The sequence below is a fragment of the Nocardia sp. CDC160 genome (assembly GCF_035818795.1).
Taxonomy (GTDB): Bacteria; Actinomycetota; Actinomycetes; order Mycobacteriales; family Mycobacteriaceae; genus Nocardia.
Map to the genome: position 1 here is coordinate 946590 of NZ_JAYKYT010000002.1, position 21282 is coordinate 967871.

Consider the following 21282-nt stretch of genomic DNA (forward strand, 5'->3'; position numbering starts at 1 on the left):
TCCGTATTTACGATGCGCTGTCTTGCGGCACGTACAGGTGCCGTTTCGATATGTATTGGACGACCCCGTCCGGGACGAGGTACCACACCGGTCGACCCTCCCCCGCCCGTCGGCGGCATTCGCTCGACGAGATGGCCAAGGCCGGGATTTCGACCATCGTGACCGTGCCCTCCGGATAATCGCGGAGGAAATCGGCCAGGTGGTCGATGTTCAGTTCGTACCCCGGACGGGTGACGCCGACGAATTTCGCCAGCTCGAACAGCTCCGACCAATCCTGCCACGTCAGGATGCTGGCCAGCGCGTCCGCTCCGGTGATGAAGTACAGATCCGCGTCCGGATGCTGTTCGGTCAGGTCGCGCAGGGTGTCGACGGTGTAGGTTTCCTTGCCGCGGTCCACGTCCACGCGGCTCACCGAGAAGCGCGGATTGGAGGCGGTCGCGATGACCGTCATGAGGTACCGGTCCTCGGCCGCGCTGACCGCCCGATCGCCCTTCTGCCAGGGCTGACCGGTCGGCACGAAGATCACTTCGTCCAGGTCGAACCGATTCGCGACCTCGCTGGCCGCGACCAGGTGCCCGTGGTGGATGGGGTCGAAGGTGCCGCCCATCACGCCCAGCTTGCGGCGACCGTTCGTATGCACGAAAAGCGAGCTTACCGGGGGCTATTGCCTCGGGCGCGCACCGGTGCGGGGGACGATGGTGTCCATGCAGAGCACACTGATCGAAGTGAAGACGGGCCGCAGCGAAGTCGTTCATGACCTGACCCCGCAGTGTGCGGCCTTCCTGCGCGAGACCGCGCAGGGCGGTGACGGGCTGTTGCACGTGTTCGTGCCGCATGCGACGGCGGGCATCGCGCTGATCGAACTCGGGGCGGGCAGCGACGACGACCTGCTGGCCGCGCTGCGGGAGCTGCTGCCCGCCGACGATCGCTGGCGGCACGCCCATGGGTCGCGGGGACACGGACGCTCCCACGTGATGCCCGCGCTCATCGCGCCCTACGCGACCATCCCGGTGCTGGGTGGCGAGTTGGCGCTGGGGACGTGGCAGTCGATCGCGATGGTGGATCTCAATGTCGACAACCCGGAGCGACAGGTGCGGCTGTCGTTTCTCGCGGGCTGAGTGACACGGGCTGGGCGAATCAGCCCTGCGGCCGTTTGGATTTCGGCAGCTTGCTGACGATGGCCTCGTAGGAGATGTCGATGAGTTCGCGCAGTTCGTCCTCGGGCACCTTGCCGCCGACGGTAACCCGGTTCCAGCCGAAGCGGCCGATGTAGGCCGACGCCTCCACATCGCCGGGATAGACGCGGACGAGTTCATCGGCCTCGGCGCGGTCCCGGCCGCATTTGAGGCCGACGGATTCGCCGCTGCCGATGAAGGCGAAGATCTTGTCGCCGACCTTGGCGACAACGTCGCCCTCCCACGGTTCGTCTTCCCAGGCACCGGGTTTGGACAGGCAGTAGGCGAGGACGTCCATGGGTTCTCCTAAACGGGAAGTAGGCGACCTACGACGGCGGTGAGTTGGCGGGCGGAGCGGCATTCGTGCATTTCGATGATGTCGGCGTACTTGGTGGCGGCGGAATCGCCGGTGCCCCACATCTTTTCGGCCTCGGGGTTGAGCCAGTAGGCGTGTTTGGCGGTGCCGACCAGGCGGCGCAGGGTGTCGAGCGCCGGATCGCGGTAGTTGGTGCGGGCGTCGCCGAGGATGAGCAGGGAGGTGCGGCTGGTGACGGCGTCGGGGAAGTTGTCGGCGAACCCGTCCAGGGCCGAACCGTAGTCGGAGTGGCCCTCGATGCCGACCACCTTGGATTCGGTGAAGATGCGGCGGGTCAGCTGATCCAAGGGCGTCTTGGCGTCGAACAGCCCGGTGACCTCGTCCACCTGGTCGACGAAGGCGAAGATGCGCACCCGCGAGAACTGTTCGCGCAGGGCGTTCACCAGCAGCATGGTGAAGCTGGAGAATCCCGCCACGGAGCCCGAGATGTCGCACAGCAGAACGAGATCCGGCCGGCCGGGACGCGGCTTGCGGGTCACCAGATTGACCGGAACGCCACCGGTGGACATGGATTTGCGCATGGTCTTGCGCAGATCGATCTCCCCGCGCCGGGAGCGACGGCGGCGAGCGGCCAAGCGGGAGGCCAGGACTCGCGCCAGCCGCTGGCTGCTGCGCCGCAGTTCGTCGAGTTCGGTCTGGGAGATGCGCAGGAAGTCGGCGTCTTCGGCCTGGCGGGCGACGCCGTAGGTGGCGACGCGGTCGCGCCCGATCCGTTCGGCCACCCGGCGGCGGGTCTCCGCCTCGACGGTGCCCCGAAAGTCCTTGATGCGCTGGCGCGCCGTGCGCCGGGCGACTTCGGCGTCGAATCCGGACGGGTCGAAATCGGAGGTGTCCATGCCCCGGGCCAGCCCGGCGAGAATCTTGCTGACCAGCAGCTCCGGCTGCACATCCTTCAGGGTCTGATACGCCGAGAAGGACGGCCCGCCCGCCGCCTGATACTGCCCCATCTGGTCGACCATCTGCGCGGCCAGCGCCTGCAACTGCTGCGCCTGCTCCCCGGACGGATCCTGCATCAGCAACTCCGCCAACATCTTCCGCAGTTCGAGAATGTCGACCGAGCCGTCCGGCTTGACCGGCAGCTCGACCTCCTCGGCCCCGATGCGCTCACCGAGCGCGGCCGGGAACCACAGGTCGAACATGCCGTCGAAGGTGGCGCGCTGGGTGGTGCGGCGCAGCAGCGCGCAGGCCAGGCCCTCGCGCAGGGCCTCGCGATCCATGAGATCGAGGACGGTGAGAACCTGTCCGGCATCGACGGTTTCGGACGGCCCGACCGGAATTCCCCGCCCGCGCAATGCCTCCACGAAACCGACCAGATGCCCGGGCAGCCCGTGCTCGGCCGTCGGCCCGGGCACGGTCACGGTCTTGGCCGGTGTCCCACCCGAGATCGCCCGCATGGCAGCGGAAACCAGCCCCCGCGAGGAGTTCTCTCTGCCCTTCGGGCTCTCCCTGCGCTGCGATGGCCCTGACGCCCCGGCCACGATCAGGCCAGCTTCAGCTCGTTGAGCGCGCGCACGTGATCGGCCTGATGCTTGAGCACCACGCCGAGCGTCGCGCGCACCGTCTTGTCGTCGAGATCCTTCGCGCCCAACGCCAACAGCGTGCGCGCCCAGTCGATGGACTCCGCCACCGACGGCAGCTTCTTGAGCTGCATCCCGCGCAGCACGTGCACGATCCGCACCAACTGCGCGGCGACGGCGGGCTTCAGCTCGGGCACCCGGCTGGCCAGGATGCGCCGCTCGAGCTCCTCGTCCGGGAAATCGATGTGCAGGTACAGGCAGCGCCGCTTCAACGCCTCCGACAGTTCGCGGGTGGCGTTGGAGGTCAACACCACGAACGGCTTGCGGGTGGCGGTGATCGTCCCCAATTCCGGCACGGTGACCGAGAAGTCGCTCAGCACCTCGAGCAGCAGGCCCTCGATCTCGACATCGGCCTTGTCGGTCTCGTCGATGAGCAGCACGGTCGGCTCGCTGCGCCGAATGGCGGTCAGCAGCGGGCGTTCCAGCAGGAATTCCTCGGTGAAGACATCGGCCTTGGTTTCGGCCCAATCGTTCTCCGAGGACGCCTGAATGCGCAGGATCTGCTTGGCGTGATTCCACTCGTAGAGGGCGCGGGCCTCGTCCACGCCCTCGTAGCACTGCAGCCGCACCAGTTCCGCGCCCGCGACCTGCGCGACGGCCTTGGACAGCTCGGTCTTGCCGACACCGGCCGGACCCTCGATGAGCAGTGGCTTGCCGAGCCGATCGGCGAGGAAAACCGAAGTGGCGGTGGCCTTGTCGGCCAGGTAGCCGGTGTGGCCCAGCCGCTCGATCACATCGTCGACCGACGAGAAGATCGGCTCCTGGTTGGGTGCGGTGGTGACCACGGGCCCCCGTCCTTTCATCAACAGCTCGGGGCTAAACCGGGCGAATTTGCCCGTCGCCCCACACGATCCACTTGGTGGAGGTCAGTTCGGGCAGGCCCATGGGGCCGCGGGCATGCAGCTTCTGCGTGGAGATGCCGATCTCCGCACCGAAGCCGAACTGCTCGCCGTCGGTGAAGGCGGTGGAGGCGTTGACCATGACGGCCGCGGCGTCCACGCGAGAGGTGAACTCGCGGGCGGCCTTCAGGTTACCGGTCACGATGGCCTCGGTGTGGCCGGTGCCCCACTCGTTGATGTGCTCGACGGCCGCGTCCAGATCGTCGACGACCTTCAAAGCGATGTCGAGGGACAGGTATTCGTCGGCCCAGTCGGTCTCGGTGGCGGACACCAGCCCGGGCAGGTCGCCGTGAATGGTGACGCCCTTGTCCTCGAGGGCCTTGATCATGCGCGGCACCGCGAAATCGGCGATGGCACGGTCGATCAGCACCGTCTCGGCGGTATTGCACACCGAGGGCCGCCGGGTCTTGGCATTGATCAGGATGGACTCGGCCATGTCCAGATCGGCGTCGCGGTGGATGAAGACGTGGCAGTTGCCGGTGCCGGTCTCGATGGTCGGCACCAGCGCGTCGCGCACCACCGCGTTGATCAGGCCCGCGCCGCCACGCGGAATCACCACGTCGACCAGACCGCGCGCCTGGATCAAATGGGTGACGCTGGAGCGATCCTCCGACGGCAGCAGCTGCACGGCGTCGGCCGGGAGCCCTTGCGCCTCGAGCGCCTCCCGCAGCACCTGCACCAGGGCGGCGTTCGACTTGGCCGCCGAGGACGAACCGCGCAGCAGCGCCGCGTTACCCGACTTCAGGGCCAGCCCGAAGGCGTCGACGGTGACATTCGGCCGCGCCTCGTACACCATGCCCACGACGCCGAGCGGGACCCGCACCTGACGGATCTCCAGACCGTTGGGCAGCGTCGACCCGCGCACCACATCGCCCACCGGATCCGGCAGACCCGCGACCTGCCGCAGCCCCGAGGCGATCCCGTCGATGCGGGCCTCGGTCAGCCGCAGCCGATCCAGCAGCGAGTCGGCGGTGCCGCCCGCCTTGGCGGTCTCGATGTCCTCGGCATTGGCGGCCAGCACCGCGCTCTTGGCCGCGAGCAGCGCGTCGGCGGCGGCGTGCAGTGCGGCGTCCTTCTGGGCGGTGGTGAGCTGAGCCAGGATCCGCGACGCCACTCGAGCCCGGCGTGCCGAGTCGTGTACCACCTCGCGGACGGCGTCCCGGTCGGTCGTCGTGGGAGCAGTCATGGGAACAGATTACTGACTACATTCCGCTGCCGGTCGGGGGCAGGTTGTCATCGCGGTCGTGGTGGTCCTCCCACCAGTCGCGGCAGCCCTCGCGCCAGTACTCGCGCTGGATGTGGCAGTGCCACCAGTGCCAGTCGTCGGCGTCGACGAACTGCCCCGACGGCGCGGTCACGGCCGGGCCCTGGGTGAGGGGTACCGGATCGGCGGCGGCCAGGGCCGTGGTGGCCAGGGGTGCGGTCAGGACCGCGAGAACCAGCAGGCCTCGGGTGGTGGTGCGTCGAATGGCGGTCGTGGTCATACCGAATTCACCTTCATCTCGGGGGACCGCTCCGAAAGTGGCGGAGCGCGAACATGATTCAAATCCCACGGCCGCGAGATCCCCAGCGATCCGGTCTCTTCTTCAGGACACCTTCAGATGCCGGTCGCACGCTGCGGATCTTGCTACGGTGAGCAGATGACCGCGAGCATCCGGTTGTCGTCGGGCACCGGCCGATGGGTTCTTCTCGCGACCGTCCTCGGTTCGGGGATGGCCATGCTGGACGCGACCGTCGTCAATGTGGCCCTGCCGAAGATCGGTGACGAGTTCGGCGCGTCCATGGCCGGACTGCAGTGGACTGTGAACGCCTACACGCTGACCCTGGCCGGGCTGATCCTGCTCGGCGGATCGCTGGGCGACCGGTTCGGGCGGCGGAAGGTATTCCTCATCGGCGTGGTGTGGTTCGCCATCGCCTCGGCCCTGTGCGGTGCGGCGCAGGACGTTTCGATGCTGATCGCGGCGCGCGCCCTGCAGGGCATCGGCGGTGCGCTGCTGACACCCGGGTCGCTGGCCATCATTCAGGCCTCGTTCCGGCCCGACGAGCGGGCCCGCGCGGTCGGGGCCTGGTCCGGGCTGGGCGGCGTGGCCGGTGCCATCGGACCGTTCCTGGGCGGCTGGCTGGTGCAGGCGGCGGGCTGGCGGTGGGTGTTCCTGCTCAATATTCCGCTGGCCGCGGTGGTGGTCGCGGTGACGGCCCGGCATGTGCCCGAGACCCGGGATGCGCAGGCGCGCGGGCGATTCGATGTGCTGGGCGCGGTGCTCGCGGCCGCCTGCCTGGCCGGGATCACCTATGCGCTGACCATGGCTCCCGAGCACGACGCGAATCGAATACTGGTGTGGGGCGGCGCCATTGTGGGCGTCGTGGCCGGAGCGGCCTTCGTGGTGGTGGAGCGGCGACGCTCGCGCGCCGGGCACGATCCCTCGGCCATGCTGCCGGTGGACGTGTTCGCCTCCAAGCAGTTCAGCGCCATCAATGTGGTCACCTTCGTCATGTACGGGGCCATGAGCGTGGTCTTCTTCCTGCTGGTGCTGACCCTGCAGGTGGTGGCCGGTTTCAGCCCGATCGCGGCGGGCACGGCCATGCTCCCGGTGACGGTGCTCATGCTGTTGTTCTCGGCCCGTTCCGGTGCGCTGGCCCAGCGCATCGGCCCGCGGTGGCCGATCACCGTCGGCGTGCTGGTGGCCGCGGCGGGCATGCTGCTCATGACCCGCATCGGCGTGCACACCTCCTACCTGCGCGATGTCCTGCCCGCCGCACTGGTTTTCGGCCTCGGCCTGGTGCTCGCGGTCGCCCCGCTCACCGCCACCGTCCTCGCCACCGCCGACGAGCGGCACGCGGGCGTGGCCAGCGGCGTCAACAACGCCGTGGCCCGCGCCGCCGGTCTGCTCGCGGTGGCCGCGATTCCGCCGCTGGCTGGACTCACCGGCGCCGCCTACACCAACCCCGCCGACTTCGATCACGGCTTCCGCGTCGCCATCGTCACCTCCGTCATCCTCATGGTCGCGGCCGCGGCCCTGGCCTTCCTCACCGTTCGCGACGACGCCCTGCGCACCGCCCCACCCGAGTGCGAACCCGAATGCCGCACCTTCTCCGCCGTCGTCAGCCCGCCCCTGGAACCGCGCCACTCCCCCGCGGCTGGAAACGAGCCCGCATGACCGCAGCGCGGATTGTGGTGGTGGGCAGCATCAATATGGATCTGGTGACGACCGTCGAACGGCGGCCGGAGGCCGGGGAGACCGTCTCGGGCGACGGATTCGCGCTGGTGCCGGGCGGAAAAGGCTCGAATCAGGCGATCGCGGCGCGGCGGGCCGGGGGTGAGGTCGAGTTCGTGGGGGCCGTCGGCGGGGATGTGTTCGCGGCCGCGCTGCGGAAAGTGTTGAGCGACGCCGGGATCGGGGTTGGTCGGCTGCGGGCGGTGGACGGTCCGAGCGGGATCGCGAGCATTGTGGTCGACGGCGACGGTGAGAACACCATCATCGTGGTGGCAGGTGCCAATGGGCGGATGACGGAATTGACCGCGGGCGACCTGGATTCGATCGCGGCCGCCGATGTGCTCATGTGCCAGCTGGAGATTCCGGTCGAGACCGTGCTCGCCGCGGCGCGGCACGCACGGGCGAACGGGACCGTCGTGCTGTTGAATCCGTCTCCGGCGCAAGACCTTCCGGCCGAATTGTGGGCGGAAGTCGATGTGGCGGTCGTGAACGAGGGTGAGGCGGCGCGGCTGAAGGCGGACCTCGCCGACGTTCCCCATGTCATCACGACGCTCGGTGCCGCCGGGGCCTCCTATCGCGGCCCGGACGGGCGCACCCTCTCGCATCCCGGCGTTCCGGTGCGGGTCGTGGACACCACCGGCGCGGGTGATTCGTTCACCGGCGCGCTCGCCGCGCACTGGCACGAAGGCCCCGAGACCGCGCTGGCCTGGGCGTGCACGGCGGGGGCACTGGCCACGACGAAACTGGGTGCCAGCACCTCGATTCCGGAGTTCGAGGAGATTCGGCGAGCGCTCGGCTCGCCGGACAGGTGAACCGGCACAACGGACTTCTCGTGCCCGAGGGCGGCCCCGGGAATAACCGGCGGCATTCGGCCGCTCGTTGACCTGGACGCACGTTCAATCACGGAATCAGGAGATGGACCGCATGGATCTGGGACTCGGCGGCAGGACCGCACTCGTGACCGGCGCGTCGGCGGGTATCGGCGCGGAGATCGCGCGGGTGCTCGCCGCCGAGGGCTGCGCGCTGCACCTGGCGGCGCGCAACAAGCAGCGCCTCGATGAGCTGGCCCAGCAATTGCGCGACGCGCACGGGGTTCGGGTCCTCACCCATCCGGTGGATCTGCGCTCGGCCGAGGATATCGACGCGCTACTGGAAGACATTGGGGCACCGGACATTCTGGTCAACAATGCGGGCGATATCCCGGCGGGGAACCTGGCCTCGATCGACGCGCGGACGTGGCGGCACGCCTGGGATCTCAAGGTGTTCGGCTACATCGACCTGAGCCGACTGGTCTACGCGCGCATGAAGGAGCAGGGGCGCGGGGTGATCGTGAATGTCATCGGTTCCGCGGGCGAGCGACCCGACGCCGAGTACATCGCGGGCAGCACCGGCAATGCCGCGCTCATGGCCTTCACCCGGGCACTGGGCAGCAAGAGCTGGCGTGACGGCATCCGGGTGGTGGGCATCAATCCGGGCCCGGTCGCCACCGACCGCATCGTCACGCTCATCGAAACCAATCCCCGCTTTGCCGACATGGCCGCCGACTTCCCGTTCGGCCGTCCGGCGCACACCCGCGAAATCGCGGATATGGCAGCGTTTCTCGCGTCGGACCGGTCGGGTTACACCACCGGCACCGTCGTCACGATCGACGGCGGACTCAGCCTGGTCTGAGGCTCAGGCCACCGAGGTCTTGCCCGTGTGCAGGGCAACCAGCTCGGACAGTTGTTTTCCGGCGCGTTCCAGGGGCGCGGTGGAGCGGGTCGCCAGCGACATGACGACCGCGCCCTCGACGGCGGCCACGATGGTGGTCGCCAACGACCGCGCGGTATCGGGCGCCACGCCCTCGACCTCGAGCCGCTCGGCGAGAATGCCCTCCCATTCGGTGAAGGTCTCCCCCGCCACGTCGGCGGCCTGCGGCGACTCCGAGCGCCCGAGGGCCGCGGCCACGATCGGGCATCCGGAGGTGAAGTCCGTCGAAACCAGCGTCTCCCGCCACATGTCCGGGAAGGCGGCAATGGCACTGGACAGGTCCGTGCTCGCCAGGACGGTCCGCATGAGGGCGCTCGAGGCCTGACCGGCGGCCCGGGTGGCCTCGGCGACCAGCTCGGATTTGCCTCCCGGGAAATTCAGGTAGATGGACCGGCGCGAGATGCCACTGTGGTCGAGCAATTGGGCGATGCCGGTCCCGGCGATGCCATTGCAGCGCATCAGGGCGATGGCGCTGTCGATGAGGCGGTCGCGGGCACCCATGAACGGTTCCTCCTTGCTGTATACCGATCGGTGTACTACCGTCGTCGATATACCAATTGGTCTACCTAGTGTAGTCATCCGCTCGACCTTCGACGAGACCGTGCCGAAAGAAAAGAAACGGGGCCCTGTCATGCCGACCCTGCACGATCCCCTGCCGCTGGCCAGTGGTCAGGTCCTACCCAACCGCATTATGAAATCCGCCCTCAGCGAGGGTCTGGCGAACGCCGAGAATGCGCCCGACGCGCGGCTGGAACGGCTGTACGGGCGCTGGAGTCGCGGCGGGTTCGGGTTGATCGTGACCGGCAATGTGATGGTCGACCGCCGCCACTGCGGCGAGCCGGGCAATGTGGCCATGGAGGACGAACGGCACCTGGGCGCGCTGACCCGTTGGGCCAAGATCGCCAAGGACGGCGGCAGCAAGGTCTGGGTGCAGCTGAATCATCCTGGGCGGCAGGCGAATCCGATTGTCACGCGCACCCGGTCGGTCGCGCCGTCGGCCATTGCCATGGGCATTCCGGGTGTCCCCGCGCCCCGCGCGCTGACCGAGGAGGAGATCCTCGACATCATCGCGCGCTTCGGTCGGGCCGCCCGGGTCGCGGAGGCCGCCGGTTTCGACGGCGTGCAGATTCACGGCGCGCACGGCTATCTGGTGTCGCAGTTCCTCTCGCCGCTGTCGAATCGGCGCACCGACGCCTGGGGCGGTGACCCGGAGCGGCGGCGGCGCTTCGTGATCGAGGTCGCGCGCAGCATTCGCGCCGCGGTGAGTCCGGGCTTCGGGCTCGGCATCAAGCTCAATTCGGCCGATTTTCAGCGCGGCGGTTTCACCGAGGACGAGTCGCGCACGGTGATCGAGCAGCTCTCCGCCGAGCACATCGATCTGTTCGAAATCAGCGGTGGCAGTTACGAATCCCCCGCCATGATGGGCCGACCGCGCACGGTGTCGGCCAGTACCCGCGCCCGCGAGGCGTACTTTCTCGACTACGCCGAGACCGCGCGACAGGCGGCGGGTTCGGTGCCGATCGCGGTGACGGGCGGGTTCCGGTCCCGCGAGGCCATGTCGGAGGCCATCGCCGGTGGCACCTGCGACGTGGTCGGCCTGGGCCGCCCGACCGTGCTGTTCACCTCGGCCGCCGACGATCTGCTCACCGAGCGCACCGATGCCTTGCGTCCGCGCGCGATCTCGCTCGGCCTACCTCCGCGACTGGCCGCCAACGGCAGCATGAAGTCCTTCGACGGCGCGCTGGATCTGCAGTGGCACACCGATCAAATGCATCTGATAGGAGCTGGCAATGATCCCGATCCCGAGCGCTCCCCCTGGCGCACGGCGGTAACCATGCTGCGCCGCAATGGTTTCGACGCGTTCCGCAGCAAGCGCGCCGCCGCTCCCAAGTCGGCCGCCGACAAGGCCGCCCGCAAGTTCCGCATGGAGCGCGCCATGGGTCGCTATGTCATGAATCCGACGATTCGCGCCCTCGACAAGATCGGCGTGCGCACCGCCTTCGCCAGCGAGATCGAGACCATCGGCCGCAAATCCGGTGAGCCGCGCCGGGTCCCGGTGTCACTGCTCTTCGACGAGGAGGGCGCGTGGGCCATCTGCCAGCACGGCATGCGCTCGGGCTGGGGCCTGAATATCAGCGCCAACCCGAATGTCCGTGTCCGCCAGGGCGATGGCTGGCGCACCGGCACCGCGGTCCTACTCCCCGACGACGACGTGGTGGCCCGCACCCGCACCTTCGCCCCGCACCCGGCCCTGGCCCCCTTCACCCGCGGCGTCTTCGCGGCCCTGGAGAGCGACCCGGTCACGGTCCGCATCACCTTCACGGATCGATAATTCACAGCCGTTTCACCGTAATCGAGAATTTACTTTCGTGTGATATGGTGAAAGCGAATTCGAATTTTCCTGCCTACCATCGGTTCTCGCGGTAATTCAGCCGACCGATGACGTAGGGAGAATTCGATGGAGAACGGCCCGAGCCGGACCGCGATGATGGCGGCGGCCGGTCGCGCGGCGCATCTGATCGTGGACCGCGAACCGCACCTGTTCCGAGACACCGTGGCCGAGACGCTGCTGGGCGACCGGGCCGCCGAACTCATCGCCTACCACCGCGAGTCCGGCGATCACCCGGTGCTCAGCGGCACTCGCGCCCAGGTCAATGCCCGCAGCCACTACACCGAGGCCCGGTTGGCCGCGGGTTTCGAGCAGTACGTGATCCTGGGCGCGGGCCTGGACACCTTCGCCTACCGATCACCGCTGGCCGGGCGGGTGGCGGTGTACGAGGTCGACCATCCGGCCACCCAGGCGTGGAAACGGGAGCTGCTGTCCACCGCCGGAATCGACACCGCCACGGTCGAATTCGTCGGTGTGGATTTCGAACGAGACGACCTGGCTGCCGAACTAACCGCCCACGGCTTCGATCCGAAGCGTCCGGCCCTGGTGAGCTGGCTCGGCGTCACCATGTACCTCACCGAGTCTGCCATCGCGACCACCCTCTCGACCCTGTCCGGCTTCGCTCCCGGAACGGAATTGGTCATGGAATACGCGGTACTTCCGGAACTGCGCGATGAATCCGGCCGCGTCTATGCCGAATTCGCCCTGGCCGCCACCGCCGGGCAGGGCGAACCCATGCTCAGCTTCTTCTCCCCCGACACCGTGACCGCGCTGCTCGAATGCACCGGTTTCACAGTGGCGGCACATGTTTCGCAACGCGATGCCGTCGACGCCGCCCTCTGGCGGCGCGACGACGCCCTGCACCCCGCCGACTTCTGCCGACTGGTGCGGGCTCACAACTCCGGGCGGACCAGGATCTGAATGTGATCGTCCGGATTGCGCAGTGATTCGATGGCACCGGCGACGCCGTCCAACCCGACCTCGTCGGTGATCAGCGAGGCGGCGTCCACGGTGCCATCGGCTATGCGGTGCAAGGTCTTCGCGTATTCCTCGTGCGGGTAGACCATGCACATCTGGAGGGAGATGTCCTTGTAGATGCCGACGATCGGGCGGATGACGTCGTCGGTCATGACGGCGCCGATCTGCAGGATGACGGTTTCGCGGGGGACCTTGTACATGAGGTCATTGAGGAGGCCGGGGACCGAGGCGCAGACCCAGACGTGCAGCTTCTGGCCGGGTGCGGCGAGTTCCCGCCAGACCTCGATCGGGTCCTCGCGGGCGGGATCCACGATGCGGTGCGCGCCCAGGCGCTGGGCGGCTTCGCGGCGGAGCTTGGAAGGATCCGAGGCCACGATCGGGGCGACGCCACGCTCGGCCAGCGCCGCGACCGCACCCAAACCGACGGGGCCGCAACCGATCACGATGCCGGTACCCTCGGGTCCGATGCCGGTGCGGGCCACATTGCCGAAGCCGACGGCCAGCGGCTCGGTCATGGCCGCCACGTGCGGCGGCACGTGCTCGGGGATGGGTTCCAAGGCCATGGCCTGCAACACCATTCGCTCGCCGTAGCCGCCGGGGAACTCATTGGAGTAGCCGACGCCGTGAATCCCGCCCGCCGTATCGAGGGCCCACGGCAGCGCGACCACGTTCTGGCCCTCGACGAACGGCGTGTCCGGTCCCGCGCCGATGACCCGCGCGGCCAGCTCGTGCCCCATCACCACATCCCGATGCGGGTCGAACAGGAAGGTCGGCACCCCGGAATCCCGTGAGGCCTGCAGGAATTCGTCGGTGTAATCGAGGGCCTGCTTATCGGATCCGCAGATCCCGCAGGCGATGGTCTCGACGAGCACCTGCCCGGGCCCGGGCACCGGCTCGGGCACCTCGTCCACCACGAGTGTGCGATTGCGCATGACTACGGCGCGCATAGGAGTGTCCTTCCGTTCCGGACGCAGGCGGTGTCAGCCCCGGGCCCACTCGTGGCCCCAGTAGCTGTCGGCGGTCATTTCCTCGGCGACATAGTCGTCGCCGACCAGCATTCCCTCGCAACCGAATTCGAGATCCCAGTTGCCGGGGGTGCGGACGTAGAAGGAGATCATCTTGTCATTGGTGTGGCGGCCCAGCGTGGAGGACAGGTGGTAGCCCGCCTTGTTCACGCGATCCAGCGCCCGACCGACATCGTCGAGCGCATCGACCTCGACCATGACGTGCACGATGCCCGGCCCGTCCGGCCGCGAGCCCGGAATCAGCGCCAGGCTGTGGTGGCGCGGGTTCACACCCAGGAAGCGGATCCAGATGGGATGCTCGGGCGGGCCGACGCGGAACGAGCCGCGCGAGGCGAAGCCCAGTACGTCGGTGTAGAACTGCCGCGCCTCCTCGATGTCGCGCACCGGCAGCACCACGTGGCCGAGCCCGAGATCGCCGGTGACGAAACGGTTTCCGAACTTGCCGACCACGGGCGAGTGATCCAGCAGCGGCCCGTGGAAGACCTCGATGGTGAACCCGGACGGGTCGACGAAGGAGATGGCCTCCTCGACATGCCGGTTGGCGGCCTCGGCCACCGACAGCGTGGCCACCGCGACCCCTGCCTTCTCCAGGGTCTCGCGCACCAGGTGCAGCGAGCGGCGATCGGCGACCTGCCAGCCGACGGCGATGACCGCGTCGCGCTCACCGGGCACCAGCTCGAAGCGGTAGGTGTGCTCGTCCACGCGCAGGTAGATCGAGTCCGGGTTGGGCCCGGTGCCCTCGGCGAAACCGATGGTGTCGAAGGCGAATGCGCGCCAGGCGTCCACATCGGCGATGTGGGCGCGCACGTAGCCGAGGGAGGCGAATGCGGCCATGGTGTACTCCTCGCGAATATCAGTCGTAGGTGACGGTGACGTCGTCGGTGACCGGAACGGCCTGGCAGGCAAGCACATAGCCGTCGGCGATGTCGGCCGCTTCGAGAATCTCGTTGCGGCGCATGCTCACCTCACCGGAGACGACCCGGCAGACGCAGGCGCTGCACGCGCCCTCCTTGCAGGAGTAGGGCGCGTCGAGGCCCTCGGCGAGCATGGTGTCGAGCAGGGTTTGCCGCCGCGGCCAGGTGAGCTCGTGCTGCTCGCCGTCCAGCTCGACCCGCACGATCGCGGCATCCCCGTCGTCGATCACGACATCGCCTGCGGCGGTGTCGCTCTCGAACGGATTGCCCGACAGCGAGACGAACCTCTCGATGTGCACGCGCTTGCGCGGCGCGCCGAGCTCGGCCATGGCCGCCGCGACCGCGTCCATGAACGGGCCGGGACCGCAGACGAAAACCTCCCGGCCCGCCCACGGACGGGCCAACGCGGCCAGGCCGGCCACGCTCGGCAGCCCCTGGACCGACTGCAGCCAGTGCAGCACCAGCAGTCGATCCGGGTGCGTGGCCGCCAGTTCCGCGAGCTGTGCGGCGAAGATAACCGAATTCTCGTGCTGATTGGCGTAAATCAGCGTGCAATGGCCCGTGCCCCGCGCGAGCACGGATTTCAGGATGGACAGCACCGGGGTGATGCCGCTGCCGCCCGCGAAGAGCAGCAGATCGGTGTCCAGTGACTCCGGGGTGAAGATTCCGGCGGGTGGCAGGACGTCCAGTGTCATGCCCTCGGCGGCGTTGTCGCACAGCCAGTTCGAGCCGTAGCCGTCGACGGTGCGTTTGACGGTCACCCGCAGCGGGCCGTCCTCGTGCGGCGCACTCGACAGCGAGTAGCAGCGGCTCACCGAACCGGTCAGGTCGCTGGGGATGCGCAGGGTCAGGAACTGGCCGGGCCGATAGGCGAACCGCTCGGCGTCGGCGGACTCGGGAGCGAGCTCGAGCGACACCGCGTCCGCGGTCTCCCGGACCACGCGCACGATGCGCACGGTCGCGACGCCCGCGGCCCGCGCCGACGCGATAGCGTCCTTTTCCGGCACGGCGATCGCGTCCATATCCGTCACCGTCATCGCTCCACCAGTTCCATTCCTGTACTTGCTGTTTGCACACCGACCGCCGCCGGAATGTGACCTGTGACACAGTCGTTTCGGAGGGGTTTCCGTTTTGTTCACGGACGGCCCGGGTAACCCCTTCCAAGGGCCGACCGCCGACGACGCCGGGCGGCCTCCCCCGGGGCAGCGGCCCCGTTCTAGGTCAGGGTTCGGCCGCGGGTACGCACATCCACATCGCGGGTGCTCACATGCACCGCGCCCGCCGCCACCGCCCCATCGATGCTGGCCCGCAATGCGCCGCAGGTGTGCGGTCGCGGGCCGTTCCCGGCGAGCTCCGTGCAATCCGCCCTCGCGGTCTTGTTCCATTGCACGCTGGTGTGCTGATCGCTGTACTTCTCCACCAGCACACACGTCCCGCAGGACCCGCACGAAACCTTGTCCATCGCAGTGCCTCTCAGGCGTTCGCGGCACGCTTGGCGAGATTGTCGGCGACCTCCGCCTCCCACGCGGTGACCGCGCGGGTGGTGTCCACCTCGTACTCGAACCGATCGGTCATCTCGTCCTTGACGTCGGCCACATCCACATAGAACTGCTCGTACCAGCGACGCAGCTGATAGACCGGCCCGTCCTCCTCGCACAGCAGCGGATTGTTGATGCGGGACTTGCGCTTCCAGATGGCCGCGTCCTGCTCGAAGCCCCTGCCCAGTCCGCCGACGAACTTCTCGGCGATCTCCTGCGCCTGCTCGGGCGTCACCCCCGAGGGCTTCTTGGCGATCGCGCCGTACATGAGCACGAACTGGTTCTCGTTGACCGGGTAGTGGCAGTTGATCAGATAACCCTCGACGACAAGGCCGTTCGGGCTCTCGCTCTTCAGGTAATCGATCATGTAGGACGGCCCGTGGTACGCGGCCTCCGAATGCAGCACGTTCTTGCCGCCCAGCGCCTTGGCGGTCTCACCCATCATGTCCTCGCGCGAGACCGAGGTCATGAACTGGCTGGCGGTGTGGCCCTCGAAGACGTTCTTGAAGAAGGTCGGAAAGCCGTAGTGCACGTAGAAGAAGTGTGCCATGTCCACCACGTTGTCGACGACCTCGCGACAGTTGGCGTCCACGATCATGGAATTCCAGGTCCAGTCGGTCCACTCGTCGTCGAAGGCGGCGTCGATGCGCGGAATCGCCAGCTCGGCCGGGGGCTGCTTGCCCTCCGGATCGTTCCAGACGAACAGCATCTTGTTCTCGACCATGGTCGGCCACGCCTTGGTGCGGGCCAGCGGCGGCACGCGGCGCGCGTAGGGGATGCCGGTGCACTTGCCCTTGCCGTTCCAGCGCCAGTCGTGGAACGGGCAGGCGATGGAGTCGCCCTTTACGGTGCCGTCGGCCAGGTTGCCGCCCATGTGCGGGCAGTAGGCGTTGAGCACATTGAGGGTGCCGTCCTCGGCGGCGAACACCACGATCTCGGTGCCGAAAGCCTTGACGGTGTGCGGCTTTCCGTCGCGGAAGGTCTCGGCCAGACCCAGGCAGTGCCAGCCGCGCGCGAATCGCGTCGGGGGCTTGCCCGAATCGATGACGCGCACTTCGGATTCCGCGGTGGTCATGTGAATTCCTCTCCCTTGCCTTGCTTGAAATGGTTGCGGCCGAGGTGACGGCGGCGACAGCGCAGTCTCACTGGCCGGGAGGTTGCTACTGGTCTGCGAGACGGTTGAACGCCGCGCGGTAGAACAGCAGCGGGCGCGCCTCGGAATGCTCGTTCAGGCCGGTCACGCGGCCGATGACAATGGTGTGGTCGCCGCCGTCCACCTCGTCGTGCAGGTCGCAGTCGATGGAGGCCAGGGCCCCGGCGAGCAGGGGCGAACCGTTCGCCGAAGCCGTCCACTCGATTCCGGCGAACTTGTCGGGCCCCGGCCGCCCGAGCTGACGGCAGATCTCGTCCTGGTGATCGGCCAGGATGTTCACGCAGAACCGGCCCGCCGCACGGATTCTCGGCCAGGTGCTCGAGGTACGCGCCGGGAAGAAGCTCACCAGCGGCGGGTCGATGGACAGCGAGGCGAACGATTGGCAGGCGAAGCCGACGGGTTCACCCTCGTCAAGGGCTGTAATCACGGTGACTCCCGAGGCGAAGCGCCCCAGCACGGTCTTGAAAGCCGTCGCGTCGATGGCCGGAGACAGGTCCAGGACCGGGTCCACGGGCCCTCCTTATTTCGATCCGAAATATAGCTAGAAGTCATGACAGCAGGTCGTGGACCGGAGCCGTCAACTCCGTGGTTCGGTGATCGGGACCCGTATGCGTAGCTTTTACGTAGTTCCCCCGATTCCCCGGCGTGTGGCGCAGGGCACTGTGACTGGTAGCACACGCTCCGAACCAGGCACATGCCTAATCGGAATAGACCTAGACTGGATATGACCAACGGAGGTACCCATGTCCGTCGCCCTGCTGCCCCCGGCGGAAGCTCGACCCAGCCACAACCCCATGCGCGCCAAGGATTCCCGCGCCAGCGCCGAAGTCCCCGTCTCGATGATCGAGCGGATGACCTTGATCCTGGACGCTTTCGATGCCTCCACCCCCACGCTCACCCTGCTCGGCCTGGTCGAGCGCACCGGGCTGCCGCGGTCCACCGTGCACCGTATCCTGGACCAGATGATCAAGCTGCGCTGGCTGGCCCACACCTCGGGCGGCTACCGGCTCGGCATGCGCGCCCTCGAACTCGGCGGACTCACCGCCGACCACAACGAGATTCGCGACGCGGTGTCCCCGCTGCTACACGAGCTGAGCCAGCGCACCGGCATGGTCGGGCACCTGGCCGTGCTCGACGGGCGCGACGTGGTGTACCTGGACAAGGCGGGCGGCCGCTTCGCCGCGAGCCTGCCCACGCGCCTCGGCGGCCGAATGCCCGCGCACGCAACCGCTCTCGGCAAGGCCATGCTCGCCTGTCTGGAGCCGAATATCGCCGAGGCCGCGCTGCGCACCCGGCTGCCGCGCCTGACCCCGCGCACCATCTGCGAGCCCGAGGCGCTGACCCGGGAGCTCACCCAGATCCGCATGCGTCAGGGCGTGGCCATCGACCGCGAGGAGGCCGTGGCCGGAATCGCCTGTGTGGCAGCGCCCTTGCGGGGCCGGGGCACCGCGCCCGCCGCGCTCTCGCTCTCCGGTCGCGCCGACGGCATGAGCTACGACCGGCTGGCCCGCGTGGTGCTCGAGGTCGCGCACGAGGCCGGTCGCACCCTGTTCCCGCGTCGCGCCCACTGGCGTTGAGGGGAGTCGGGGCATGCGGGGGCGATACAGTTCGATGATGACCGATGGCGGGCCCGCCGATGCGGCACAGGCGATTCCGGAGCTGCCGACCACGGCGTGGGCCGTCCTGGGAATGCTCTCGCACGCCGACGAACTCTCCGGATACGACCTGAAGAAATGGGCCGACTGGAGTTTGCAATTCTTCTACTGGAGCCCGTCGTTCAGCCAGATCTACGCCGAACTCAAACGTTTGGAAAAGCACGGCTACGCGACCTCGCGCACCGTCGTCTCCGAGGACGGCATGCGCGGCAAACGCATGTACGCCATTACCGAGAGTGGGCGCGACGCGGCCGCGCAGTGGGTCAATCACTCCCCCGTCGAGGCCCCGGTGCTCAAACACAGTGTGATGCTGCGGGCCTGGCTCGGGCACCTCGCCGAACCCGAGCGCATGCGTGAAATCCTCACCCAGCACATCGAATACACCGAGACCATGCGGCGACGCGCCCTGGCCGACGCCGACGGCGCGGAGGTGAATCCGGACTGGGCGTATCCGAGCGCGGTATTGCGCTGGTGCGTCAAGCATTACGAGGCGGAAAAGGAATTCGCCGAGGACCTGCTGAAGGATTTGGACAAATTGGCGAGACAGCGTAGCCGCCGCAGACCTGCGAAGAAGCAGAATTCCAACGATTCCCACTGAACGGACTTACTCATAGTCGACGGGAAACGGTCGTGACACGGTTCACACCATCGTGTTACTGCTCACCCTGGAGGACGCACAATGTCCACCTCCGTCGACACCGCGGTGCCACCCGGCGCCGCGCCTGACGAAAGCGGCCGCCTCGATGGCGCGTCGAATCTGAGGATCTGGTCGGTCCTCGCCGTCATCGTGCTGTTCACCGAGGTCTCCCCGATGCAGTACGTGATGGTCGCCTCGGCCCTGCGTCAGATCGCGCCCACCTTCCCCGACCAGGGCGCCAATATCAACTGGGCCATCATCGTTTTCGGCATTTTCGGTGCCGCGGTGTCCCCGCTGATCGGCAAGCTCAGCGACATCTGGGGCAAGAAGAAGATGTTCCTGGTCTGCGGGGTGCTGTTCCTCTTCGGCACGGTGTTGTGCGCGGTCACCAGCAACTGGGCGCTGTTCCTCGTGGGTCGTGCGCTGGAGGCGACTGCCATCGCGACCACCGTGGTGTCCTACGGTCTGATTCGTGATCTGATGCCGCGCCGGATGGTGCCCATCGGTCTCGGCATCGCCTCGACGGGTTTGGGTGTGTCGGCTCTCGCGGGTCCGCTGATCGGCGGCTACATCACCGATCACTACAGCTGGCGCGGACTGTTCTGGTTCCTGTTCGTTTTTGCGCTGATCATGATTCCGCTGCTGATCATCGTGGTGCCGGAGTCCAAGCTGCGCACGCCGCAACGACTGGACCTGGTCGGCGCGCTGCTGCTCGGCGCGGGCGCGACGCTCACCCTGCTGTACCTGGACAAGGGACAGGACTGGGGCTGGACCAGGCCCGCCACGCTGGCCTGGCTGATCGGCGGGCTGGTGCTGCTGGCGCTGTTCCCGCTCGTGGAACGGCGTGCGAAGCAACCGATCATGGATATGAAGCTGCTGTTCACGCCGCGGGTGAGCGCGGTGCTGTTCATCGGCCTGCTGGCCTCGTTCATGATCGGCTACCAGTCGTACGCGACCGGGTACATGACGCAGTCGCCGCCGTCGGATCAGGTTGTGGCGCAGGTGAAGTCGGCCACCTGGGATCAGGTGAAGGCCGGTGCGTTGAGCCAGGCGCAGGCGCAGGCCCTCACCCAGGCACGGGCCCAGGGGCTCGCCCAGGCCGAGGCGCAGGCCAAGGCCGCCATGCCGCCGGGTGTGGAACTGCCGCCCGAGGTGGTCAAGCAGCTGACCGACACCGTGAACGCACAGGTGACCCCGGAGGTCGTGAACGCGCAGGTGCCGCCGGAAGCGGTGTACCAACACCTGCCGCCGGACATGGTGAAGGTGGATCTGCAGCCGGGCTACAGCTACGGTGACAACTTCTCGCTGCTGAAGTTCGCCACGCATGTGACGCTGGCACAGTCGTTGATCGCCATGCTGTTCGGCTTCCTGGGCGGACTTTGGATTCGACGCTCGGGTGCGCGGTGGCCGCTGGTGACGGCGCTGGTCATCTTCGTGGGCAGCGGTTTCGCCTACGCGGCGCTCTCGCACGGCTGGCAGACGCAGGCGCTGATCAGCGCGGTGTACGGCATCGCGTTCGCGCTGTATTACGCCTCGACGCCGAACCTCATCGTGGAAGGTGTTCCGGCCCAACAGCAGGGCATCAGCGCGGGCATGCTGGGTGTCATGCAGGCCATGGGCGCGGGCATCGGGCTCGCGGTGGCGACGGCGTTCCTGAATGCCAATCCGGTCAAGGCGGTGGTGTCGGTGACGGGCGCGGCGCCGGTCACCAAGGACATTCCACTGCTGTACTCGGACAAGGGGTATGAGGTCAGCTTCTACTTCGTGGCGATCTCGGCGGCGGTGGCGCTGGTCGGGGCGCTGATCATGAAGCATGGACGCACTGCGGCGACGGGCGGTGCGGCACACTAGCTGTAGTGGTCGGTCGCGACGGCCCGGAGGCGATTCGTCTTCGGGCCGTTCTGTGCTCATCGCTGACCACTGAGCGGGACCTCACCTCGTTGTTCTTCGGCCGTCATATTTCGATTGGAAATAGGCCGACAGCCCGTGCGGCCGGAGGAGG

The 21282-nt window shown here is 67.8% G+C and carries 22 protein-coding genes; 9 read left to right on the forward strand and 13 right to left on the reverse strand.

Translation table 11 applies throughout. The annotated features are described in order from the left end of the window. Window positions 1–7 precede the first annotated feature (7 nt). Window positions 8–640 carry a nicotinate-nucleotide adenylyltransferase gene (gene nadD, locus VMT40_RS11870; RefSeq protein ID WP_326311851.1) on the reverse strand — a complete coding sequence of 211 codons (633 nt, stop codon included), beginning with the start codon at window positions 638–640 and terminating at the stop codon, window positions 8–10. Between the two features lie 64 nt (window positions 641–704). Between nadD and VMT40_RS11875 the strand changes: the two genes are divergently transcribed. Then, window positions 705–1118: a secondary thiamine-phosphate synthase enzyme YjbQ gene (locus tag VMT40_RS11875; RefSeq protein WP_326358021.1), complete on the forward strand. Its 414-nt coding sequence runs from the start codon at window positions 705–707 to the stop codon at window positions 1116–1118. Between the two features lie 19 nt (window positions 1119–1137). Here the strand turns inward: VMT40_RS11875 and VMT40_RS11880 are convergent, their stop codons facing one another. The 5 genes from VMT40_RS11880 to VMT40_RS11900 all read right to left on the reverse strand — a co-directional run bounded on the left by VMT40_RS11880 (window position 1138) and on the right by VMT40_RS11900 (window position 5511). Next, window positions 1138–1473, reverse strand: coding sequence for an MmcQ/YjbR family DNA-binding protein (locus VMT40_RS11880; protein ID WP_326358022.1), 336 nt, complete (start codon window positions 1471–1473; stop codon window positions 1138–1140). Between the two features lie 8 nt (window positions 1474–1481). Then, window positions 1482–2945 carry a vWA domain-containing protein gene (locus VMT40_RS11885; protein WP_326358023.1) on the reverse strand — a complete coding sequence of 488 codons (1464 nt, stop codon included), beginning with the start codon at window positions 2943–2945 and terminating at the stop codon, window positions 1482–1484. Between the two features lie 86 nt (window positions 2946–3031). Beyond that, window positions 3032–3913, reverse strand: coding sequence for an AAA family ATPase (locus VMT40_RS11890; RefSeq protein WP_326358024.1), 882 nt, complete (start codon window positions 3911–3913; stop codon window positions 3032–3034). A gap of 31 nt (window positions 3914–3944) precedes the next feature. Beyond that, a complete protein-coding gene (locus VMT40_RS11895; RefSeq protein ID WP_326358025.1) occupies window positions 3945–5213 on the reverse strand; it encodes a glutamate-5-semialdehyde dehydrogenase in 1269 nt (422 codons plus the stop codon). Between the two features lie 16 nt (window positions 5214–5229). Next, window positions 5230–5511, reverse strand: a complete 282-nt coding sequence (locus tag VMT40_RS11900; RefSeq protein ID WP_326358026.1) for a hypothetical protein — start codon at window positions 5509–5511, stop codon at window positions 5230–5232. A 156-nt stretch (window positions 5512–5667) separates the two neighbouring features. On the opposite strand from VMT40_RS11900, the gene VMT40_RS11905 reads away from it, so the two are divergent. The 3 genes from VMT40_RS11905 (at window position 5668) to VMT40_RS11915 (ending at window position 8913) form a co-directional block, all read left to right on the forward strand. Further along, entirely contained in the window at window positions 5668–7185 is a 1518-nt protein-coding gene (locus VMT40_RS11905) for an MFS transporter (protein ID WP_326358027.1), read from the forward strand. Further along, window positions 7182–8054 carry a ribokinase gene (locus tag VMT40_RS11910; RefSeq protein ID WP_326358028.1) on the forward strand — a complete coding sequence of 291 codons (873 nt, stop codon included), beginning with the start codon at window positions 7182–7184 and terminating at the stop codon, window positions 8052–8054. The genes VMT40_RS11905 and VMT40_RS11910 overlap by 4 nt, the downstream gene beginning before the upstream one ends. 112 nt (window positions 8055–8166) lie before the next feature. Further along, window positions 8167–8913, forward strand: a complete 747-nt coding sequence (locus VMT40_RS11915) for a short-chain dehydrogenase/reductase (RefSeq protein WP_326358029.1) — start codon at window positions 8167–8169, stop codon at window positions 8911–8913. A gap of 3 nt (window positions 8914–8916) precedes the next feature. Here VMT40_RS11915 and VMT40_RS11920 read toward each other — a convergent pair whose 3' ends face one another. After that, entirely contained in the window at window positions 8917–9492 is a 576-nt protein-coding gene (locus VMT40_RS11920) for a TetR/AcrR family transcriptional regulator (protein ID WP_326358030.1), read from the reverse strand. A 130-nt stretch (window positions 9493–9622) separates the two neighbouring features. On the opposite strand from VMT40_RS11920, the gene VMT40_RS11925 reads away from it, so the two are divergent. Together VMT40_RS11925 and VMT40_RS11930 are read left to right on the forward strand one after the other, a co-directional pair. Beyond that, window positions 9623–11323: a nitroreductase family deazaflavin-dependent oxidoreductase gene (locus VMT40_RS11925; RefSeq protein ID WP_326358031.1), complete on the forward strand. Its 1701-nt coding sequence runs from the start codon at window positions 9623–9625 to the stop codon at window positions 11321–11323. Window positions 11324–11449: 126 nt separating this feature from the next. Beyond that, window positions 11450–12301, forward strand: coding sequence for a class I SAM-dependent methyltransferase (locus tag VMT40_RS11930; RefSeq protein ID WP_326358032.1), 852 nt, complete (start codon window positions 11450–11452; stop codon window positions 12299–12301). Here the strand turns inward: VMT40_RS11930 and VMT40_RS11935 are convergent. From VMT40_RS11935 to VMT40_RS11960, 6 genes are all read right to left on the reverse strand, one after another. Next, a complete protein-coding gene (locus VMT40_RS11935) occupies window positions 12274–13305 on the reverse strand; it encodes a zinc-binding dehydrogenase (RefSeq protein ID WP_326358033.1) in 1032 nt (343 codons plus the stop codon). The two genes, VMT40_RS11930 and VMT40_RS11935, sit on opposite strands and share 28 nt — an antisense overlap. Before the next feature lie 33 nt (window positions 13306–13338). After that, window positions 13339–14217, reverse strand: a complete 879-nt coding sequence (locus VMT40_RS11940; protein WP_326311838.1) for a VOC family protein — start codon at window positions 14215–14217, stop codon at window positions 13339–13341. Window positions 14218–14236: 19 nt separating this feature from the next. Next, window positions 14237–15319: a 2Fe-2S iron-sulfur cluster-binding protein gene (locus tag VMT40_RS11945; protein ID WP_442789976.1), complete on the reverse strand. Its 1083-nt coding sequence runs from the start codon at window positions 15317–15319 to the stop codon at window positions 14237–14239. Window positions 15320–15513: 194 nt separating this feature from the next. Then, window positions 15514–15759: a hypothetical protein gene (locus VMT40_RS11950; RefSeq protein ID WP_326358035.1), complete on the reverse strand. Its 246-nt coding sequence runs from the start codon at window positions 15757–15759 to the stop codon at window positions 15514–15516. A gap of 11 nt (window positions 15760–15770) precedes the next feature. Further along, a complete protein-coding gene (locus VMT40_RS11955; RefSeq protein ID WP_326358036.1) occupies window positions 15771–16910 on the reverse strand; it encodes a Rieske 2Fe-2S domain-containing protein in 1140 nt (379 codons plus the stop codon). A gap of 85 nt (window positions 16911–16995) precedes the next feature. Continuing rightward, window positions 16996–17499 carry a flavin reductase family protein gene (locus tag VMT40_RS11960; protein WP_326358037.1) on the reverse strand — a complete coding sequence of 168 codons (504 nt, stop codon included), beginning with the start codon at window positions 17497–17499 and terminating at the stop codon, window positions 16996–16998. Window positions 17500–17731: 232 nt separating this feature from the next. Between VMT40_RS11960 and VMT40_RS11965 the strand changes: the two genes are divergently transcribed. The 3 genes from VMT40_RS11965 (at window position 17732) to VMT40_RS11975 (ending at window position 21131) form a co-directional block, all read left to right on the forward strand. Beyond that, window positions 17732–18565 carry an IclR family transcriptional regulator gene (locus tag VMT40_RS11965; protein WP_326358038.1) on the forward strand — a complete coding sequence of 278 codons (834 nt, stop codon included), beginning with the start codon at window positions 17732–17734 and terminating at the stop codon, window positions 18563–18565. Window positions 18566–18602: 37 nt separating this feature from the next. After that, entirely contained in the window at window positions 18603–19241 is a 639-nt protein-coding gene (locus VMT40_RS11970; RefSeq protein WP_326358039.1) for a PadR family transcriptional regulator, read from the forward strand. Between the two features lie 81 nt (window positions 19242–19322). Next, entirely contained in the window at window positions 19323–21131 is a 1809-nt protein-coding gene (locus VMT40_RS11975) for an MFS transporter (RefSeq protein ID WP_326358040.1), read from the forward strand. Window positions 21132–21282: the final 151 nt, after the last annotated feature.